Annotated in this window: 18 protein-coding genes and 2 tRNA genes; 9 read left to right on the top strand and 11 right to left on the bottom strand. The window is 66.5% G+C overall.

Going from position 1 to position 17626, the window contains the following annotated elements:
* Nucleotides 1-14: 14 nt before the first annotated feature.
* The 8 genes from EHF32_RS12620 to rpmH form a co-directional block, all read right to left on the bottom strand.
* Nucleotides 15-977: a ParB/RepB/Spo0J family partition protein gene (locus EHF32_RS12620; protein ID WP_137418513.1), complete on the bottom strand. Its 963-nt coding sequence runs from the start codon at nucleotides 975-977 to the stop codon at nucleotides 15-17.
* The gene (locus EHF32_RS12615) at nucleotides 977-1921 is read right to left on the bottom strand and encodes a ParA family protein (RefSeq protein WP_238343704.1); all 945 of its coding nucleotides are present in this window, start codon (nucleotides 1919-1921) and stop codon (nucleotides 977-979) included. The genes EHF32_RS12620 and EHF32_RS12615 overlap by 1 nt, the downstream gene beginning before the upstream one ends.
* Nucleotides 1922-2006: 85 nt before the next feature.
* Nucleotides 2007-2639, bottom strand: coding sequence for a 16S rRNA (guanine(527)-N(7))-methyltransferase RsmG (gene rsmG / locus EHF32_RS12610; RefSeq protein ID WP_137418511.1), 633 nt, complete (start codon nucleotides 2637-2639; stop codon nucleotides 2007-2009).
* A gap of 20 nt (nucleotides 2640-2659) precedes the next feature.
* The gene (locus tag EHF32_RS12605; RefSeq protein WP_137418510.1) at nucleotides 2660-3154 is read right to left on the bottom strand and encodes a Jag family protein; all 495 of its coding nucleotides are present in this window, start codon (nucleotides 3152-3154) and stop codon (nucleotides 2660-2662) included.
* Nucleotides 3155-3164: 10 nt separating this feature from the next.
* Complete coding sequence (gene yidC, locus EHF32_RS12600; protein ID WP_234074081.1) at nucleotides 3165-4262, bottom strand: membrane protein insertase YidC; 1098 nt, start codon at nucleotides 4260-4262, stop codon at nucleotides 3165-3167.
* Between the two features lie 5 nt (nucleotides 4263-4267).
* Nucleotides 4268-4603, bottom strand: coding sequence for a membrane protein insertion efficiency factor YidD (gene yidD / locus EHF32_RS12595; protein WP_238343853.1), 336 nt, complete (start codon nucleotides 4601-4603; stop codon nucleotides 4268-4270).
* A gap of 17 nt (nucleotides 4604-4620) precedes the next feature.
* Nucleotides 4621-4893, bottom strand: coding sequence for a ribonuclease P protein component (rnpA, locus tag EHF32_RS12590; RefSeq protein WP_238343852.1), 273 nt, complete (start codon nucleotides 4891-4893; stop codon nucleotides 4621-4623).
* Between the two features lie 71 nt (nucleotides 4894-4964).
* A complete protein-coding gene (rpmH, locus tag EHF32_RS12585; protein ID WP_022879826.1) occupies nucleotides 4965-5102 on the bottom strand; it encodes a 50S ribosomal protein L34 in 138 nt (45 codons plus the stop codon).
* Nucleotides 5103-5393: 291 nt separating this feature from the next.
* Between rpmH and dnaA the strand changes: the two genes are divergently transcribed.
* The 9 genes from dnaA (at nucleotide 5394) to EHF32_RS12540 (ending at nucleotide 15470) form a co-directional block, all read left to right on the top strand.
* Complete coding sequence (gene dnaA / locus EHF32_RS12580; protein ID WP_137418506.1) at nucleotides 5394-6806, top strand: chromosomal replication initiator protein DnaA; 1413 nt, start codon at nucleotides 5394-5396, stop codon at nucleotides 6804-6806.
* Nucleotides 6807-7244: 438 nt separating this feature from the next.
* Nucleotides 7245-8393 carry a DNA polymerase III subunit beta gene (dnaN, locus tag EHF32_RS12575; protein ID WP_137418505.1) on the top strand — a complete coding sequence of 383 codons (1149 nt, stop codon included), beginning with the start codon at nucleotides 7245-7247 and terminating at the stop codon, nucleotides 8391-8393.
* A 31-nt stretch (nucleotides 8394-8424) separates the two neighbouring features.
* The gene (recF, locus tag EHF32_RS12570) at nucleotides 8425-9579 is read left to right on the top strand and encodes a DNA replication/repair protein RecF (RefSeq protein ID WP_137418504.1); all 1155 of its coding nucleotides are present in this window, start codon (nucleotides 8425-8427) and stop codon (nucleotides 9577-9579) included.
* Nucleotides 9572-10063, top strand: a complete 492-nt coding sequence (locus EHF32_RS12565) for a DUF721 domain-containing protein (RefSeq protein WP_137418503.1) — start codon at nucleotides 9572-9574, stop codon at nucleotides 10061-10063. Before recF ends, EHF32_RS12565 begins: the two co-directional genes overlap by 8 nt.
* A 121-nt stretch (nucleotides 10064-10184) precedes the next feature.
* Complete coding sequence (gene gyrB / locus EHF32_RS12560; protein WP_137418502.1) at nucleotides 10185-12218, top strand: DNA topoisomerase (ATP-hydrolyzing) subunit B; 2034 nt, start codon at nucleotides 10185-10187, stop codon at nucleotides 12216-12218.
* Between the two features lie 68 nt (nucleotides 12219-12286).
* Entirely contained in the window at nucleotides 12287-14845 is a 2559-nt protein-coding gene (gyrA, locus tag EHF32_RS12555; protein WP_137418501.1) for a DNA gyrase subunit A, read from the top strand.
* Entirely contained in the window at nucleotides 14842-15246 is a 405-nt protein-coding gene (locus EHF32_RS12550; protein WP_137418500.1) for a DUF3566 domain-containing protein, read from the top strand. The genes gyrA and EHF32_RS12550 overlap by 4 nt, the downstream gene beginning before the upstream one ends.
* A gap of 64 nt (nucleotides 15247-15310) precedes the next feature.
* Nucleotides 15311-15387, top strand: a tRNA-Ile gene (locus EHF32_RS12545).
* Nucleotides 15388-15397: 10 nt separating this feature from the next.
* Nucleotides 15398-15470 (top strand) — tRNA-Ala (locus EHF32_RS12540).
* 108 nt (nucleotides 15471-15578) lie between these two features.
* Here the strand turns inward: EHF32_RS12540 and EHF32_RS12535 are convergent.
* From EHF32_RS12535 to EHF32_RS12525, 3 genes are read right to left on the bottom strand one after another with little or no spacing between them, the layout of a single operon-like run.
* Entirely contained in the window at nucleotides 15579-16892 is a 1314-nt protein-coding gene (locus EHF32_RS12535) for a hypothetical protein (RefSeq protein ID WP_137418499.1), read from the bottom strand.
* Nucleotides 16892-17212 (bottom strand): hypothetical protein, encoded by a 321-nt coding sequence (locus tag EHF32_RS12530; RefSeq protein ID WP_137418498.1) that lies wholly within the window; start codon nucleotides 17210-17212, stop codon nucleotides 16892-16894. The genes EHF32_RS12535 and EHF32_RS12530 overlap by 1 nt, the downstream gene beginning before the upstream one ends.
* Complete coding sequence (locus tag EHF32_RS12525) at nucleotides 17190-17585, bottom strand: hypothetical protein (protein WP_137418497.1); 396 nt, start codon at nucleotides 17583-17585, stop codon at nucleotides 17190-17192. The genes EHF32_RS12530 and EHF32_RS12525 overlap by 23 nt, the downstream gene beginning before the upstream one ends.
* Nucleotides 17586-17626: the final 41 nt, after the last annotated feature.

Here is a 17626-nt window from a genome sequence, read left to right as displayed (position 1 = left end):
ATTCTCCGCCCGGATCAGCGAGATGCGCCGAGCTCTTCCTCACCGAGCTCACTGAGGATGCGGTTCAAGTCCTGGATGGTGGCGAAATCGATCGCGATCTGGCCTTTTCGTGCGGAGATGGAGATCTTCACGCGCGTGTTGAGTCGATCCCCCAACCGTTCCGCGATCTCATCGAGATGTGCGCGTCGCGCCCCCGCCTTCGGTGCAGGCCGCTTCACCGTGGCGGCACCCTTGGCCGCGGCTTCGGCCGCACGGACCGACAGGTCCTCGTTCACGATCTTGTCCGCGAGGCGCTGCATGCTCTCGCCGTCCTCAACGGACAGGATCGCACGGGCGTGCCCGGCCGAGAGCACGCCGGCAGCGACACGCTGCTGTACCGGAACCGGCAGACGCAGTAGGCGGATGGTGTTGGAGATCTGGGGACGCGACCTTCCGATCCGCGTGGCCAGCTGTTCCTGGGTGATGCCGAAGTCCTCGAGCAGCTGCTGATATGCGGATGCCTCCTCGAGCGGGTTCAGCTGCGACCGGTGCAGATTCTCGAGAAGGGCGTCGCGGAGCAGATCCTCGTCGGCGGTCTCACGGAGAATCGCGGGGATCGTCTCCAGCCCCGCCTCGCGCGCGGCTCGGGTTCGCCGCTCTCCCATGATCAGCTCATAGGTGCCCTCGCCGGTGTCGCGCACGACGACCGGCTGCAACACACCGAACTCGCGTACGGAGTGCACCAGCTCTGCGAGATCTTCCGGGTCGAAGTTCGTCCGCGGCTGACGAGGGTTGGGAACGATCGCGTGCGGATCGACCTGGATCAGGCGTGCGCCGGGAACGGCGATCAGCTCCTCCTGCGGCACCTCTTCCTTCGCCGCATCCGCCTGGGGTGCGGGGGCGCCGGGGAAGAACACGTCGACCGGACGCGCCTCAGAACCCTCCGATGTCGGGATGAGAGCGCCGATCCCCCGACCGAGTCCCGTTCGCTTGGCCATCAGTGTTCTCCTTCGTTCGTGGCGGACGCGGCCTCATCGGCCTCGCGAGCCAGCAGTTCGACGGCGGCTTCACGGTAGGCGACCGCGCCTGCCGACTGGCCGTCGTAGGCGATGACGGTCTGCCCGAAGCTCGGCGCTTCGGACACCCGCACCGAGCGCGGGATCACCGTGTTCAGCACTTCCTTCGGGAAGTGCGTGCGCACTTCCTCGGCGACCTGCTGAGCGAGTCGTGTGCGCCCGTCGTACATCGTCAGCAGGATGGAGGACACGTGAAGCGGCGGATTCAGGTGCTTCTGGATCATCTGCACGCTACCGAGGAGCTGACTCAGTCCCTCGAGGGCGTAGTACTCGCACTGAATGGGAATGAGAACCTCGTCCGCGGCAGTGAACGCGTTGATGGTGAGCAATCCCAGCGAAGGCGGGCAGTCGATGAGAACGACATGCGGCGGCTCTTCGGCGGTGGCGAGGTACTCCTCCAGTGCGCGGCGAAGCCGGTGCTCGCGCGCGACCTGAGAGACCAGCTCGATCTCCGCGCCGGCGAGGTGGATCGTGCTCGGCGCGCACGTGAGCAACGGAGACTCGGGGCTCGTCTGGACGATGTCGGCGAGCGGGAACTCATCGATCAGCACGTCGTAGACACTCGGGATGTCCGCCGTGTGCGGCACACCCAGGGCAGTGGATGCGTTCCCCTGCGGATCCAGGTCGATCACCAGCACGCGAGCACCCACGCTCGCGAGCGCGGCCGCAAGATTGACGGTCGTCGTCGTCTTGCCGACGCCGCCCTTCTGGTTCGAGACCGTGAGGGTGCGAGTCCCTGTCGGCAGGGTCACAGTGGAGTCCTCGAGAGCGCGTCGCCGCGCGCGGAGGTCTGCGAGTTCGCGGGCAAGAGGGGTGTCGTCACCGAAGTCCGTCGCGGTGTCGTCGGATTGTTTCACGTGAAACACTTCGCCTTTCGCCAGCATCGAACCCTGTCCACTCTAATCGTCGCCATCGACAGCCACGCCGTGATGTTTCACGTGAAACATCCCCTCAGGAGCGGTTCACCCGTCCACGGACCACCCGGGTCGGCGCGTCCAAGATGCTCTCCCCCACCATCTCGACGCGCAGATCGACAACTCGGTGAGCGCGCGCCTGTTTCGCGGCCTTCTCGATCTCTGCATCCGCAGCGGCACCTTTGAGAAGAATGAGCTCTCCGCCATCACGCACGAGAGGCGCCGTGATCGGAAGAAGTGTGCGCAGAGCGCTCACCGCGCGGGCCGTCACCGCATCGAGGGTCGCGCCGCGGGTCCAGTCCTGCGAGCGACCGCGGAAGACCTCGACGTTGTCCAGGGCGAGTTCGTCGACCTGCTCCTGCAGCCACTGGGTGCGTCGTTCCATCGGCTCGATCAGAACCCACTCGACGTCAGGGCGTGCGATCGCCCCGACGATGCCTGGTAATCCTGCTCCAGATCCGACATCGCCGATACGACCAACTGGAACGAGCGGCGCCATCACCGCACTGTTCAGGATGTGACGAGTCCACAGCCGTGGTAGCTCCAGTGGACCGATCAGTCCGCGTAGCTCGCCTTCCTTGGCGAGGTTGCGCGTGAAGGCGCGGGCGCGATCGATTCGGTCTCCGAAGATCGTCGACGCCGCATCCGGCTCCGGCTCGAGTTCGTCCATCAATGTTTCACGTGAAACACTCACGCGCGACGGAGCACAGTGTGGCGCTGCGCGCCTTCGCCGTACGACTCCGAAACGAGCCCACGCTCCGCCGCGATGTCGTGGACGACCTTGCGCTCGTAGCTCGACATCGCAGGGAGTGACGCCTGTGATGCACCGTCTTCCAGACGCGAGGCGGCACGGTCGACCAAAGCCTCGAGCTCGCGGCGTCGCGCGTCGCGCGACCCACTGACGTCGAGGATGAGGCGCGAGAATCGACCGGTGCGGTTCTGCACGGCGAGACGGGTCAGGTCCTGCAGCGCGCTGACCGTATCAGGGTCGGACAGCACACGAAGTGAGTCGTCGCCATCCGACTCGATCGACACATAGGCACGATCGTTGCGGACATCCAGCGCAAGGTCGCCGCCGATGTCGGCGATGTCGAGGAGTCCCTCGAGGAAGTCGGCGGCGACATCGCCTTCCTGCTCGAGCTGCTCAACGGTGTCGGTCGTGGTGGGGGAGAGTTCAGAGGTCATGACGGTCTCCTCAGCTGGAGGGTTCGGAGTCGGACGCGCCGCTCTTGGCGGCGGGCGGCTGCTTGCCGGCCTGCTTCTTGGCGCGCTGCTTGCCCACGGGCTGCTGACGCTTCGGGGCCGCGGCGCGCTTGCGCTCCGCCTCCTCGAGGAGACGCTGCTGCTCGGCCTGGTACTTCTCGATCGGAACGATCTTGCCGCTGCTGTCGATGGCCTTGCCACGGCGGGCGAGACGCTCTTCCCGGGCCTTCGCGGCCTCGGATCCCGGGGTCGGCATGTTCCGGATGACGAGGAACTGCTGCACCATCGTCCAGATGTTGCTGATGAACCAGTACACGACGACGCCGAGCGGGAAGAAGATGCCGGAGAAGACGAACGCCAGCGGCAGGATGTAGAGCATGATGCGCTGCATCTGGTACGCCTGGCCGGTCTTGGCCTCGGGGGAGAGGTTCTTCGAGATGATCTGCAGCTGCGTGAAGAACTGCGACGCGATCATCAGGACCACCAGCACCAGCAGGATGACGACCGTCACCGTGCCGTCGGGACGCCCCCAGGCACCGACGAGGGTGTCATGGAGCGAGGCTCCGAACAGGTTGGCGTTGTAGAACTCAGACGTCAGATTGGGGTCGAGCAGTCCGACGCCGCCGATCCCGTCCTTGGCGTGCTTCGCCACATCGTTCAGCACGCTGTACAGCGAGAAGAAGATCGGCATCTGCACGAGGAGCGGCAGGCAGCCGGAGATCGGGGTCGTGCCGTGCTTCTTGTAGAGCGCCATGGTCTCGCGGCTCATGGCCTCGCGAGAGAGCTGGTCGCGCTTGCCCCGGTACTTCTCCTGAACCTTGCGCAGTTCCGGAGCGATCTCCATCATCTTGCGCTGACTCTTGATCTGCTTGACGAAGAGCGGGATGAGAGCCGCGCGCACGACGATCACGAGGCCGACGATAGAGAGCACCCAGGCCAGACCCGAGTCCGCCGGCAGACCGACGAACGTCCAGATCGCGTGCCAGGCCACGAGCACGAGCTCGACGACCCACTTGAGCGGCCACAGGATCGTCCCGATCAGGTCGAAGCCGCCCGATGATTGCGTCGCGGTCGCAAGTACCAGATCCACGGGGATCAGTCCTTTCTCAGTGGCACGACGAATCCGTGCCGGGTCAGTGCGTGGGAGAAGTCCTTGTGGGCAGGCGGATCATCGATCCCGCCCTCGGCCCAGGGGTGGCACCGCGCGATCCGAGCGGCGGTCAACGCCGCGCCCTTCACCGCACCGTGCTGCTGAACCGCCCCCACCGCGTAGGCGGAGCAGGACGGGTAGTACTTGCAGACATCGCCGTACGTATGCGAGATCGTCGCACGGTAACCATGGAGAAGACCGAGCATGATGTTGCGCGGCAGCAGCGGAATCGCGCGGAGCCAGCCGTGCTCCGGCATCGTCGCCTCGCCGATCGACGCCATCGGCAGCGTCGAGGTGCTCACGACGCCCTCCGGGCCAGGCATCGCTTCACTTCGGCGTCGAGATCGGCGAAGGAGGCGTCCGCGCCGCCGGGCAGCACGCGCACGACAACGTCCGCGCCCCTGACCACAGTCGGGAGCGCGGACGCGCAGATTGCTTTGAGTCGCCGGCGGACACGATTGCGAACGACCGCCGTGCCGACCTTCTTGCTCACGATGAATCCGAACCGTGCGGCGCGATCGTCACCGGATGCCACCACGTACGTGACGGTGTGGGGGCCGGAACATCGCACGCCGCGGCGGACGACAGCCTTGTACTCGGCGCCGTCGGTCAGTCGGTTCGGCCGCGAGAGCAACGGAAGGGTCAGGCCGAGAGCTCGGTGCGGCCCTTGGCGCGGCGTGCCGAAAGGATGGCGCGGCCGGCGCGGGTGCGCATGCGAGCGCGGAAGCCGTGCTTCTTGGCGCGACGGCGGTTGTTGGGCTGGAACGTACGCTTGCTCATGGGATCTCTCCGGGAAACGGTTGCCACCCGAAGGCGAAGCCTTCAGACGTGGTCGGGGACTGCCTCGAGGGCATAAGTCAACCGACTAAGACTAAGGCGCGAACCCCGAGAACTCAAACCGCGGAGGTCAACCCGCCATTATCCACAGCGCTGTCCCCGACGCGCTGAACCGACACACCCCCGGAACGACGCCGGAGTTTGCTCTCTGGGGCCTCGCTGACTAGCGTGGCTCGCGCAGTTATCCACAGGTGTCGCGCACCGGCGCGTTCTCGCCGGGCCAAGAAGGGGACCATGACCGCGCAAGACACTCCCGACGTCCCGGTCTGGTCGGCGGCTCTCGAGATCCTCGGCAGTGACGCCCGGGTCTCGCCGCAGATGCACGGGTTCCTCAACCTGGCGGTCGCCCAGGGCGTGATGTCGGGGTTCCTCTACCTCGATGTCCCCAACGACCTCACGGCCGCGCAGCTCAACAAGCGACTTCGACCCATGATCCTGGAAGCCCTCGCACAGGCGTCCACGAACGATGTCACCGGCTTCAGAGTCGTCGTCAACCCGGAACTGATCGACGCGCACCTCACGGCAGAGGTTCCGGTTCAGACCATGGTGATCGAGCAGCCCATCGCCACACCCGCGCCGGCCGCGGAGGCCGCGGATCCCGCATCCGCCCGGGCAGACACCCGGCTGAACCCGAAGTACACCTTCGACCGATTCGTCATCGGCCAGTCCAACCGTTTCGCCCACGCGGCCGCGGTCGCCGTCGCGGAAGCACCCGCCAAGGCTTACAACCCGCTGTTCATCTACGGCGACTCAGGTCTGGGAAAGACACACCTGCTGCACGCCATCGGTGACTACGCACTGAGCCTGTATCCCGGCATCCGCGTGCGCTACGTCTCCAGCGAAGAGTTCACGAACGACTTCATCAACTCCATCGCCAACAACCGGGGCTCCGCCTTCCAGGCTCGCTACCGCGACGTCGACATCCTTCTGATCGACGACATCCAGTTCCTCCAGGGGCGCGCCGAGACCCAGGAAGCGTTCTTCCACACCTTCAACACACTCCACGATCACGACAAGCAGGTCGTGATCACCAGCGACGTCCCACCGAAACACCTCACCGGTTTCGAGGATCGGATGCGGAGCCGCTTCGAGTGGGGCCTGATCACCGACGTCCAAGCGCCGGACCTCGAGACCCGCATCGCGATCCTCCGCAAGAAGGCGCAGAACGAGCGGCTCCAGATCCCGCCCGAGGTCATGGAGTACATCGCGACCGTCGTCTCCAGCAACATCCGCGAGCTCGAGGGCGCCCTCATCCGCGTCTCCGCCTTCGCCAGCCTGAATCGGTCGACGCTCGACATGTCGCTCGCGCAGCAGGTGCTGCGCGACATCGTCGATCAGGACGACACCAACGTCATCTCACCGACGGACATCATCACGGCCACGGCCCAGTACTTCAAACTGTCGGTCGACGACCTCTACGGATCGAGCCGCTCGCAGGCGATCGCGACCGCACGCCAGATCGCGATGTATCTGTGCCGGGAGCGCACGAACCTCTCCCTGCCGAAGATCGGCCAGCTCTTCGGCAACCGTGACCACACGACCGTCATGTACGCCTACAAGAAGATCAGCGACCTCATGAAGGAGCGCCGCTCGATCTACAACCAGGTCTCGGAGATCACCGCCCAGCTCGGCAGAGCGGGTCGCTGAAGCTCCTCGAACCCCACGGCACGACGCCGTGGGGTTCGTCGTTTCCGGTGCGCGAAGACTCTCATTTGACAATCGCCTCGCGCGGCCTCATCCTCCGCTTTCACACATGTGGACAAGTTGTGGATAACTGTGCGAAACGCCGACGGCCGATGTGAACGACACGGCGATCACGTGTGGAGAACGCTCGAGCTCGATGAATCACAGGAAACGTGTTCGACAGCTCCGTCCGCAGCGCGTCCACATCTCACACGCGTGTAGTTCCCATGAGCCGAGAGTCATCCACCGACTTATCCACAGTTTGCACAGGTGTTAACAAGATGACTCTCACTTCACTCTTGATCAACGTGCGATCACCTCTGGGGGCGGGAAGCGTGTTCTTCGTCTGGACCGATCGCAGCACTAGCATGGGTAAGCCCAGCCCGCCGGAGAGGGAGCACTGTGAAGTTCCAGGTCAATCGCGACGTTTTCAGCGAAGCCGTATCGTTCGTCGTCAAGCTCCTGCCCCAGCGCAACCCGCAGCCGATCCTGGCGGGTGTGCTCATCGAAGCCGGTTCCGAGGGACTCTCCCTCTCGGCCTTCGACTACGAGGCATCCGCGCGCACCACGATCGAGGCCTCGGTGGAGGCACCCGGCACGATCCTCGTGCACGGTCGTCTGCTCTCCGACATCGCCAGCCGCCTGCCCAACGCTCCGATTCAGATCGAGGTGGACGACGACGGCATCCTGCTCACCTGCGGATCCGCCCGCTTCACGCTCGCGTCGATGCCGGTGCAGGAATATCCCGCGATCCCCGAGGTGACGGGCGAGTCCGGCCTCGTTCCCGCCGAGGAGTTCGCCACCGCGATCGCACAGGTCGCTTTCGCCGCATCGCGTGACGACGTGACCCCCGTGCTCACGGGAGTCCAGCTCGAAGTGAGCGGAACGCAGCTCAGCCTCGTCGCGACCGACCGCTACCGCGTCGCGCTCCGAGAGATCCCCTGGGACGGTCCCGCCACCACCGACGGCGAGTCCACCACGGCGCTCGTCCCGGCGCGCACGCTCCAGGAGGTCGGTAAGACCTTCTCGCACGGCGAGAACATCTCGATCGCGTTCTCCGGTTCGGGCGACCGCGAGATCATCGCTTTCACGTCGGGCAACAAGACCGTGACCTCGTTGCTGATCAAGGGCAACTTCCCTCCCGTGCGCCGGCTGTTCCCCGAGCAGACCGCGCATCACGCCGTGGTGAACACCGCGGAGCTCGCCGAGGCGGTGCGCCGTGTCGCGCTCGTGCTCGACCGCTCCGCGCCGCTGCGCTTCACGTTCACCGCGGAGGGCGTGGCGATGGAGGCGTCGGGTACCGAGCAGGCGCGCGCATCCGAGTCCGTCGACGCGACGCTGACCGGTGACGATGTGACCCTCGGGCTCAACCCGCAGTACCTGCTCGAGTCGCTCTCGGCGGTGCGCAGCGAGTTCTCCCGCATCACCTTCACCTCCAGCGACAACGCGAACAAGCTCAGCCCGATCCTCGTGACGCCGCAGACGTCGGTGGAGCGCGCCGGCGAGGGCGAGTTCAAGTACCTGCTGCAGCCGAACCTGCTGCTGCGCTGATCGCGTCGCACCGTCGCCGTAGGGTTGTCCGGTGATCGTGGAACGCCTGAGTCTCGTCGACTTCCGTAACTACGAACACGCCGATCTCGAGTTCACCCGCGGAGCGAACCTGCTCGTCGGGCGCAACGGCCAGGGCAAGACCAATCTCGCCGAGGCCGTGACCTACCTCGCCACGCTCGGCTCGCATCGTGTGTCGGCGGACGCGCCGCTGGTGCGGTCGGGAGCGGATGCGGCATTCGTCCGCGCCCGTCTCGGTCACGGTGAGCGACACATCCAGCTCGAGATCCAGATCAACAAGCAGGGATCGAACAAGGCGCGTGTCGGCGGGGCGCCGGTGCGCTCCGCCGAGCTGCCGCGCTATGCGCAGGTCGTGCTGTTCGCTCCGGAAGATCTGCAGATCGTGCGCGGAGACCCCTCTGCCCGCCGGCGGTTCGCCGACCAACTGCTCGTGCAGCTCTCCCCTCGGCTCGCCGGGGTCATCGCGGACTACGACCGCGTGCTCAAACAGCGCACTGCGTTGCTGAAATCCGCCCGCGCCCGAGGTTTGCGCGGCGACGCGCTCCCGACCCTGGATGTCTGGGACGACAAGCTCATCGCCCTCGGCACGGAGATCATCGAGGCCCGCGCTCACCTCGCCGCCGACCTGCATCCGCACCTCGTCGCCGCCTACGCCGCGATCGCCGGCGCGGATCATTCCCCCGAGCTGGAGTGGGCCAACTCCATCGCCGGTTTCGATCCGGAGGACGGCGACGATCAGCGCGTCGCATCGGGGGCCGTGACGGCGGAAGCCTTCCGCGCAGCCCTCGCAGCGAAGCGGGCCGCGGAGTTCGACCGAGGCGTGACGCTGGTCGGTCCGCACCGCGACGACCTCATGCTCCGCATCCGCGCGCTCCCCGTGAAGGGATACGCGTCGCACGGCGAGTCCTGGTCGGTGGCACTCGCGCTGCGTCTCGCCTCCGCGCAGCTGCTTCGCGCGGATTCACTGCTGGGAGATCCGATCGTCATCCTCGACGACGTCTTCGCCGAACTCGATGCCGACAGGCGGATGCGGCTCGCATCCCTCGTCGCGGACTTCGAGCAGGTGGTGGTGACGGCCGCCGTGGAGGCGGACGTTCCCGAAGAGCTCCGCGGGCGCACGGTGCGCGTCGAGGCCGGCCGCATCCTGGAGGTCCGCGACGATGAGTGACGAGGACGAGGTCCCCGAGACCCTCGGCACGTACCTGCGTCTGCGCGGACTCGAACCGACGACGCGTCGCGGTGCGAAGAAGCGCACGCGTCGCGGCAACGATGATGAAGGGGCGCCGTTCACACCCGGTCGCGACCCGCACGGCGTCGGCGACGTGCTCGCGCACTGGACGAAACAGGCCGGCTGGGACCCGCTTCTGGCTCGCGCGGACCTGGTGCGGCAGTGGGAGGTCGTCGCCGGCGAGGAGACCGCCAGGCACACGCGCCCTGTGGGACTGGATGCGGGAGTGCTCACGGTGCAGTGCGACTCGACCGCCTGGGCGAAGCAGTTGCGCCTCATGCGCACGCACATCGTCACGACCATCGCGCAGCGGTTCCCGGATGCGGGCGTCCAGAACGTCCGCTTCGTCGGCCCGGACGTCCCCTCCTGGAAATGGGGTCCCAGAGCCGTTCCAGGGCGCGGTCCCCGAGATACCTACGGATGAGGCATGTACGGACGTATCTCGCGTCCGTTTACGACGCCACACGGGCGTACACGCCCCGCGCGGAGCCTCCGCTTGATAGACTGGGACGGTCCGTCTACTAGAACCGGAGCGCTCGAAACCTATGACGTCCCCCACCCCCTCCAGCGTTCCCCACGACGGACAGAGCACCCCCGAGCCGGTACGGAACGAGTACGGGGCAGACGCGATCCAGGTTCTCGAGGGACTCGAGGCCGTTCGCAAGCGCCCCGGCATGTACATCGGTTCCACCGGCCCGCGCGGACTCCACCACCTGGTGTACGAGATCGTCGACAACTCCGTCGATGAGGCACTCGCGGGATACTGCGACCGCATCGAGGTGACGATCCTCGCGGATGGCGGCGTGCGTGTCGTCGACAACGGTCGAGGCATCCCCGTCGACATCCACAAGACCGAGGGCAAGTCGACGGTCGAGGTCGTCCTCACGGTCCTCCACGCCGGCGGAAAGTTCGGTGGCGGCGGCTACGCGGTCTCCGGCGGCCTGCACGGCGTCGGTTCGTCCGTCGTGAACGCGCTGTCGACGCGGCTGGAGGTCGCCGTCAAGCGCCAGGGCTACGAGTGGAACCAGTCGTACGCCAACGGCGGCGTGCCGCAGGCACCGCTCGCACAAGGGGCGGCGACCGAGTCCACCGGCACGACCATCACCTTCTGGCCGGATCCCGCGATCTTCGAGACCGTCGACTTCGACTACGACACGCTGCGCACCCGCTTCCAGCAGATGGCGTTCCTGAACAAGGGCCTCACCATCACGGTGCGCGACGAGCGAGCCGACCACACGGTCGACGAGGAGATCGACGGCAAGGTCACCACGGTTCAGCCGCACGACGAGTTCCTCTACGAGCGCGGCCTCGTCGACTACGTCGAGTACCTCAACCGCGTGCGCAAGGCGGATGCGGTCAACGACGAGATCATCGACTTCGAGTCCGAGGACACCGAGCGCCACATCGCGCTCGAGCTCGCGATGCAGTGGACCACCTCCTACACGGAGAACGTGTTCACCTACGCGAACACGATCAACACGCACGAGGGCGGGACCCACGAGGAAGGTTTCCGCGCGGCGCTCACGACTCTCGTGAACAAGTACGCCCGCGCGCAGAACCTGCTCAAGGAGAAGGACGACAACCTCTCCGGCGACGACGTGCGCGAGGGCCTGACGGCCGTCATCTCCGTCAAGCTGTCGGAGCCCCAGTTCGAGGGTCAGACCAAGACGAAGCTCGGCAACACCGAGGCGAAGGCGTTCGTGCAGAAGGTCGTGGGCGATCAGCTCGGCGACTGGTTCGACCGCAATCCGCAGCAGGCGAAGAACATCGTCCGCAAGGCGATCGACGCCGCGACCGCTCGGATGGCCGCCCGCAAGGCTCGCGAGACCGCGCGCCGCAAGAGCGTCTTCGAGTCGGCCTCCATGCCCGACAAGCTCAAGGACTGCACGAGCAAGGACCCGTCGATCAGCGAGATCTTCCTCGTCGAGGGCGACTCGGCCGGCGGCTCCGCGGTGCAGGGTCGCGACCCGCACACGCAGGCGATCCTGGCGCTGCGCGGCAAGATCCTCAATGTCGAACGCGCCCGGCTCGACCGTGCCCTCGGCAACAACGAGGTGCAGGCGATGATCCAGGCGTTCGGCACGGGCATCGGTGAGGACTTCTCGATCGAGAAGGCGCGCTATCACAAGATCGTGCTGATGGCCGATGCCGACGTCGACGGTCAGCACATCACGACGCTGCTGCTCACGCTGCTGTTCCGTTACATGCGCGGGCTCATCGAGGCCGGGTACGTGTACCTGGCACAGCCGCCGCTCTACCGCTTGAAGTGGTCGAACTCGCCGCACGAGTACGTCTACAGCGACATCGAGCGCGACGCGCTGCTGGCCGAAGGGCTCGCGGCAGGACGCCGCATCCCGAAGGACAACGGCATCCAGCGCTACAAGGGTCTCGGCGAGATGAACGCCAAGGAACTGTGGGAGACCACGATGGATCCGACCACCCGCACCCTCCTGCAGGTGACGATCGACGACGCCGCCGCGGCGGACGAGATCTTCTCCACGCTCATGGGCGAGGACGTCGAATCCCGCCGCCACTTCATCCAGCGCAACGCCAAGGACGTCCGGTTCCTCGACATCTGATCGCACCGGATGCGGCCTGAGCCGCATCCGTCAGATGACACGACACCGACGTAGAGAAGAAGAGACGAATGACTGACGAAGAGCGTCCGACGACGGAGCCCGCCGAGCACGACCACGGCCGCATCGACCAGGTCGACCTGCAGTCCGAGATGCAGCGCAGCTACCTGGACTACGCGATGAGCGTGATCGTCGGCCGCGCGCTGCCGCGCGTGGAGGACGGCCTCAAGCCCGTTCACCGCCGCGTGATCTACGGCATGTACGACGGCGGCTTCCGGCCCGACAAGTCGTTCTCGAAGTGCGCCCGCGTCGTCGGCGAGGTCATGGGTCAGTACCACCCGCACGGCGACTCCCCCATCTACGAGGCGCTCGTGCGTCTCGTCCAGCCGTGGTCGCTGCGCTACCCGCTGGCCCTCGGTCAGGGCAACTTCGGCTCCCCGGGCAACCAGGGCGCGGCAGCCCCCCGGTACACCGAGACCAAGATGGCCCCGCTCGCGCTCGAGATGGTGCGCGACATCGAGGAAGACACCGTCGACTTCGTCGACAACTACGACGGACAGACGCAGGAGCCGGTCGTGCTGCCGGCGCGCTTCCCGAACCTCCTCGTCAACGGTTCCGTCGGTATCGCCGTCGGTATGGCCACCAACATCCCGCCGCACAACCTCCGCGAGGTGGCCGACGGTGTGCTCTGGGCGCTGGATCACCCCGAGGCGACGCAGGAGGAGCTGCTCGAGGCGCTCATCCAGCGCATCAAGGGTCCCGACTTCCCGACCTCCGCGCAGATCCTCGGCACGCGCGGCATCATCGAGGCGTACCGCACCGGTCGCGGTTCGATCACGATGCGCGCCGTGGTCAACATCGAGGAGATCCAGGGCCGCACGTGCCTCGTGATCACCGAGCTGCCCTACCAGGTCAACCCCGACAACGTCGCCGTCAAGATCCGTGACCTCGCCCGCGACGGCAAGATCACCGGCATCGCCGACATCCGCGACGAGTCGAGCGACCGCACCGGTCAGCGACTCGTGGTCGTCCTCAAGCGGGATGCCGTCGCGAAGGTCGTCCTGAACAACCTGTACAAGCACACGCAGCTGCAGGACAACTTCGGCGCCAACATGCTGGCGATCGTCGACGGCGTGCCGCGCACGCTCTCGCTCGACGGCTTCGTCTCGTACTGGATCACCCACCAGATCGACGTGATCGTGCGCCGCACGGCGTTCCGCCTGCGCAAGGCCGAAGAGCGCATGCACATCCTGCGCGGCTATCTGAAGGCGCTCGACGCGCTCGACGAGGTCATCGCCCTCATCCGTGCGTCCGCGACGGTCGACGATGCGCGCGGCGGACTGAAGAAGCTGCTCGACATCGATGACATCCAGGCCGATGCCATCCTCCAGATGCAGCTGCGCCGCCTGGCCGCCCTCGAACGGCAGAAGATCATCGATGAGGCCGAAGAGCTGCAGGCGCAGATCGCGGACTACCAGGACATCCTGGCGACGCCCGCACGCCAGCGCACCATCGTGCGCGAGGAGCTCACCGAGATCGTCGCGAAGTACGGCGACGAGCGTCGCACGCAGATCCTCTACGGGTTCGACGGCGACATGTCGGTGGAGGACCTCATCCCGGAAGAGGAGATGGTGCTGACCATCACCCGCGCCGGCTACATCAAGCGCACGCGCAGCGACAACTACCGCTCGCAGCACCGGGGCGGCAAGGGCGTCAAGGGTGCGCAGCTGCGCGCCGACGACGTGGTCGAGCATTTCTTCGTCACCACCACGCACCACTGGCTGCTGTTCTTCACGAACAAGGGCCGCGTCTACCGCGCAAAGGCCTACGAGGTCCCCGAGGCCGGGCGGGATGCCAAGGGTCAGCACGTCGCCAACCTTCTCGCGCTGCAGCCGGATGAGGAGATCGCACAGATCCTCGACATCCGCGACTACGCCGTCGCGACGTACCTCGTGCTCGCCACCCGCGGCGGACTCGTCAAGAAGACGCGCCTCACGGAGTACGACACGAACCGACAGGGCGGCGTCATCGCCATCCGCCTGCGCGAGGAGGATGAGCTCGTCAGCGCGCTGCTGGTCGATGAGAGCGATGACATCCTGCTCGTGAGCCGTCACGGGATGTCGCTGCGGTTCACGGCGACGGATGCGTCGCTGCGGCCGATGGGCCGCTCCACCGAGGGCGTCAAGGGAATGTCGTTCCGCGGCACGGACAGCCTGTTGTCAGCATCCGTCGCCTCTGTCGACGGCGACGTGTTCGTCGTCACCGAGGGTGGCTACGCCAAGCGCACGGATGTGGACCAGTACCGCGTCCAGAGCCGCGGCGGACTGGGCATCAAGGTGGCCAAATTGCACGAGGATCGGGGCGATCTGGCGGGCGCTCTGATCGTCGGAGACGACGACGAGGTCCTTGTGGTTCTTGCCAGTGGCAAGGTGGTACGCTCTGCCGTGGCCGAGGTCCCTGCGAAGGGTCGCGACACCATGGGCGTCGTTTTCGCCCGACCGGATGATGACGACCGGATCATCGCGATCGCCCGCAACAGCGAGCGGCGCCTTGCGGATGCGGCGGATGCCGACGCATCCCAGGAGACCGAGCCGGCCGACACCGTTCCCGAGGAGAGTACTGACGCATGAGCACGGTAGCCGACAAGCTCGCCAAGAAGTCGAGCAGCAAGACGAGCGCCAAGCAGGTTCGTCTCCGCCTCGTCTACGTCGACTTCTGGTCGGCCGTGAAGCTGTCGTTCCTGGCGGCCGTCGCCCTGGCGATCGTCACGGTCGTGTCGTTCCTGCTGGTCTACCTGGTCGTGCAGACCACCGGTCTGATCGGCCAGGCCGATGAGTTCTTCAAGTCGTTCTCGGACGGCTCGCTCTCGCTCAGCCAGTTCGTGGGGCTCCCGCAGGTGATGGCGTTCGCGGCGGTCGTCGCCATCCTGAACCTCATCGTCGTGACGGTTCTCGGAGCGGTCATCGCGGGGATCTACAACCTCGCCGTCAAGGTCACCGGCGGTCTGCTGGTGGGCTTCACCTCCAACTGAGCGCGATTGGTCAAACCGGTCCGCATCCGGTAAAGTCTTGGAGGTTGGCGCCGCGAGGTGCCGAGGGGCTATAGCTCAGGCGGTTAGAGCGCTTCACTGATAATGAAGAGGTCCCAGGTTCAAGTCCTGGTAGCCCCACCACCCTTCTCACGGGGCCTTAGCTCAGTTGGTAGAGCGCCTGCTTTGCAAGCAGGATGTCAGGAGTTCGAATCTCCTAGGCTCCACAGTTTCTCCCTCGGCGACATCACCGATGCGCATCGGTTCTCGCGTATCGGGAGCACCGCAATGACGAATGCCCCGCACCTGTCGGCACGGGGCATTCGCGAAGGCCGTCAGTCGCGCTCTGCGGTGGCGAGCTCTTCCTCGCCCGCATCCGCCTCGATGACGATCTCACGCACCACCTGACGGATGCCGAGACCGCTGCGCTGCCCGCCGTCGCGGCTGGCGCCGCCCATCATGCCGCCGGGTGTCATCATCCGCGAGCCGGCGGCCGCGGCGTGAGAACTGCCGACGCTCGCGGCGGTGGCCGCGGACGCCGCCGCACCCGTGCCTACGATCGACGACGGGGTGCCCGTGCCGGCACCGGAGCCGGATGCGCCGCTGCCGGATGCGTACGCCCCGCCGGCACCGATGCCGCCGCCGTCGACGGAACCGTGTGCGCCGCCGCCGGAGACTGCTCCCAGGCCCGCGGTGCCGAGCGTCGACCCGTCGGCCGTCAGGGTGCCTTCCGCCCCGACGCCCGTGGAGACGACAGCGGTCGGCGTGAAGTGCCAGTCGTCGGCCCTCTGACCGGCGCTCACGAGATTCGCCTGCGCGGTGTTGCCGAGTCGAGTGGCGCCGGAGGCATCGACGACGGCACCCGCGGTGATCGTTGCGGACGTGGCCCCGCCGCCCAGGATGGTCGAGCTCAGCCGCTCGGTGCTCTTGAACAGCGAACCGAGCTGCTGCACGAAGCCCACGAGGGACTTCACCGAGCGAACGACCTGTGTGAGGGGGCGGACGACCTTGTTGACCAGCTGGTTGACCTTGGTGACGACGCGGGCGATCGCGTAGCCGATCCCGAGGCCGAAGGATGCGGCGACGACCGCCATGGCTTCGATCGCCGTGGCGACGACCTGGGAGATGGCGTTCTTCACCACACCCTGCATCTTCGCGACGAGCGACGACGCGCTGCGCAGCCCGCCGGCGGCAGCATCGGCCCAATCGCCGGATGCGGCGATGTGCTGAGCGGTGTCCTGCGCGAACCGGACGTAGGTGCGAACCGTGTCGCCGCTGAGGCCGTCGAGATCCGACAGGCGCGTCACAAGAGTGTTGCCGGTCTCGCGCAGCGCACTGCCGGCGTTGGTCCACTGCTGTGCGACGGCGGCGACGTTGGCCTCACTGCCGGCCAGCTGATCGAGCCAGGTGCTCAGCGGCTTGAGGTACTTCATCACCCAGCCGAGCCCGATGCTCGCGAGGGTTCCAATGGGATCAGCGAGCGCGGCCGCGGCGTTGCCCAGCGTGTCGAGGAACGCGAGTCCTCCCTCGAGCCAGTCACCGTTGCGCACGGCCTGTGAGAGGGCGTGGCCGGAATCGAGGAGCTTGCTGCCGGAGTACGGCGACGCGAAGGACGAGCCGGATGCGGCGAGGGCGGCGGGAGTCGTCATCACAGGCCCAGCGCATTCTCGAGGTCACGAAGGGTGGTGACCGTGTCGTCTTCGAACTGCTCCCACTGCGCGGCGGTGCCGCGGAGCTCCCCGGCGGTGCGCAGCAGCAGGGACTGGTCCGCACCGAAGAGGCCGGTCGCCGCCGCGGACATGGCCATCGAGGGGGGAACGAGGAAGGCGCAGAGGATCCCGAAGGCGTTGGAGGCGAGATCGCCCCCCTTCAGCATCGAGATGGCGCCGGTGACGTCATCGGCAAGCGAGGTGACCAGCGCGGCGTGCTGCCGAAGCCGATCGAAATCAAGGGCGATGTTCTCGGTCATTCGAGGCTCTTTCGAACGTGTCAGGGGTGTCGGTGGAGCGGAGTTGTTCGGTGATGGGATCGTCGTCGCCCAGGAGCTCGGAGACGGCGTCGATCGTGGCCGCGTGAGCGTTCTTCTCCGCGGACACGATCGTGGCGAGGATGTCGGAGGCGAGTCGCTGTGCGCCGCGGGCGAGAGCCGTCTCTCCCAGACGGAGCGTCTGGACGCGGCCCGTCGAGTCGACCTGGACGTAGACGTCGCGCGCCGCGGACCAGGCGGCGCCGCGGATGGCGGAGACGGTGGCCTCGAAGGCGGGCATCTTGGCGGCGCGATCAGCGCTCTGACGGACATCGCGCTCGATCTGCGCAAGTGATTCTTCGGGGTCCAGAGGCACGCGGTCACGCTAGCGAAGCGTCGTGAACGACAGTGTGAGTT

Source organism: Microbacterium sp. RG1 (assembly GCF_005347485.1).
In the GTDB taxonomy this organism is placed as follows: domain Bacteria; phylum Actinomycetota; class Actinomycetes; order Actinomycetales; family Microbacteriaceae; genus Microbacterium; species Microbacterium binotii_A.
This window is presented reverse-complemented; position numbering and strand designations above follow the sequence as displayed.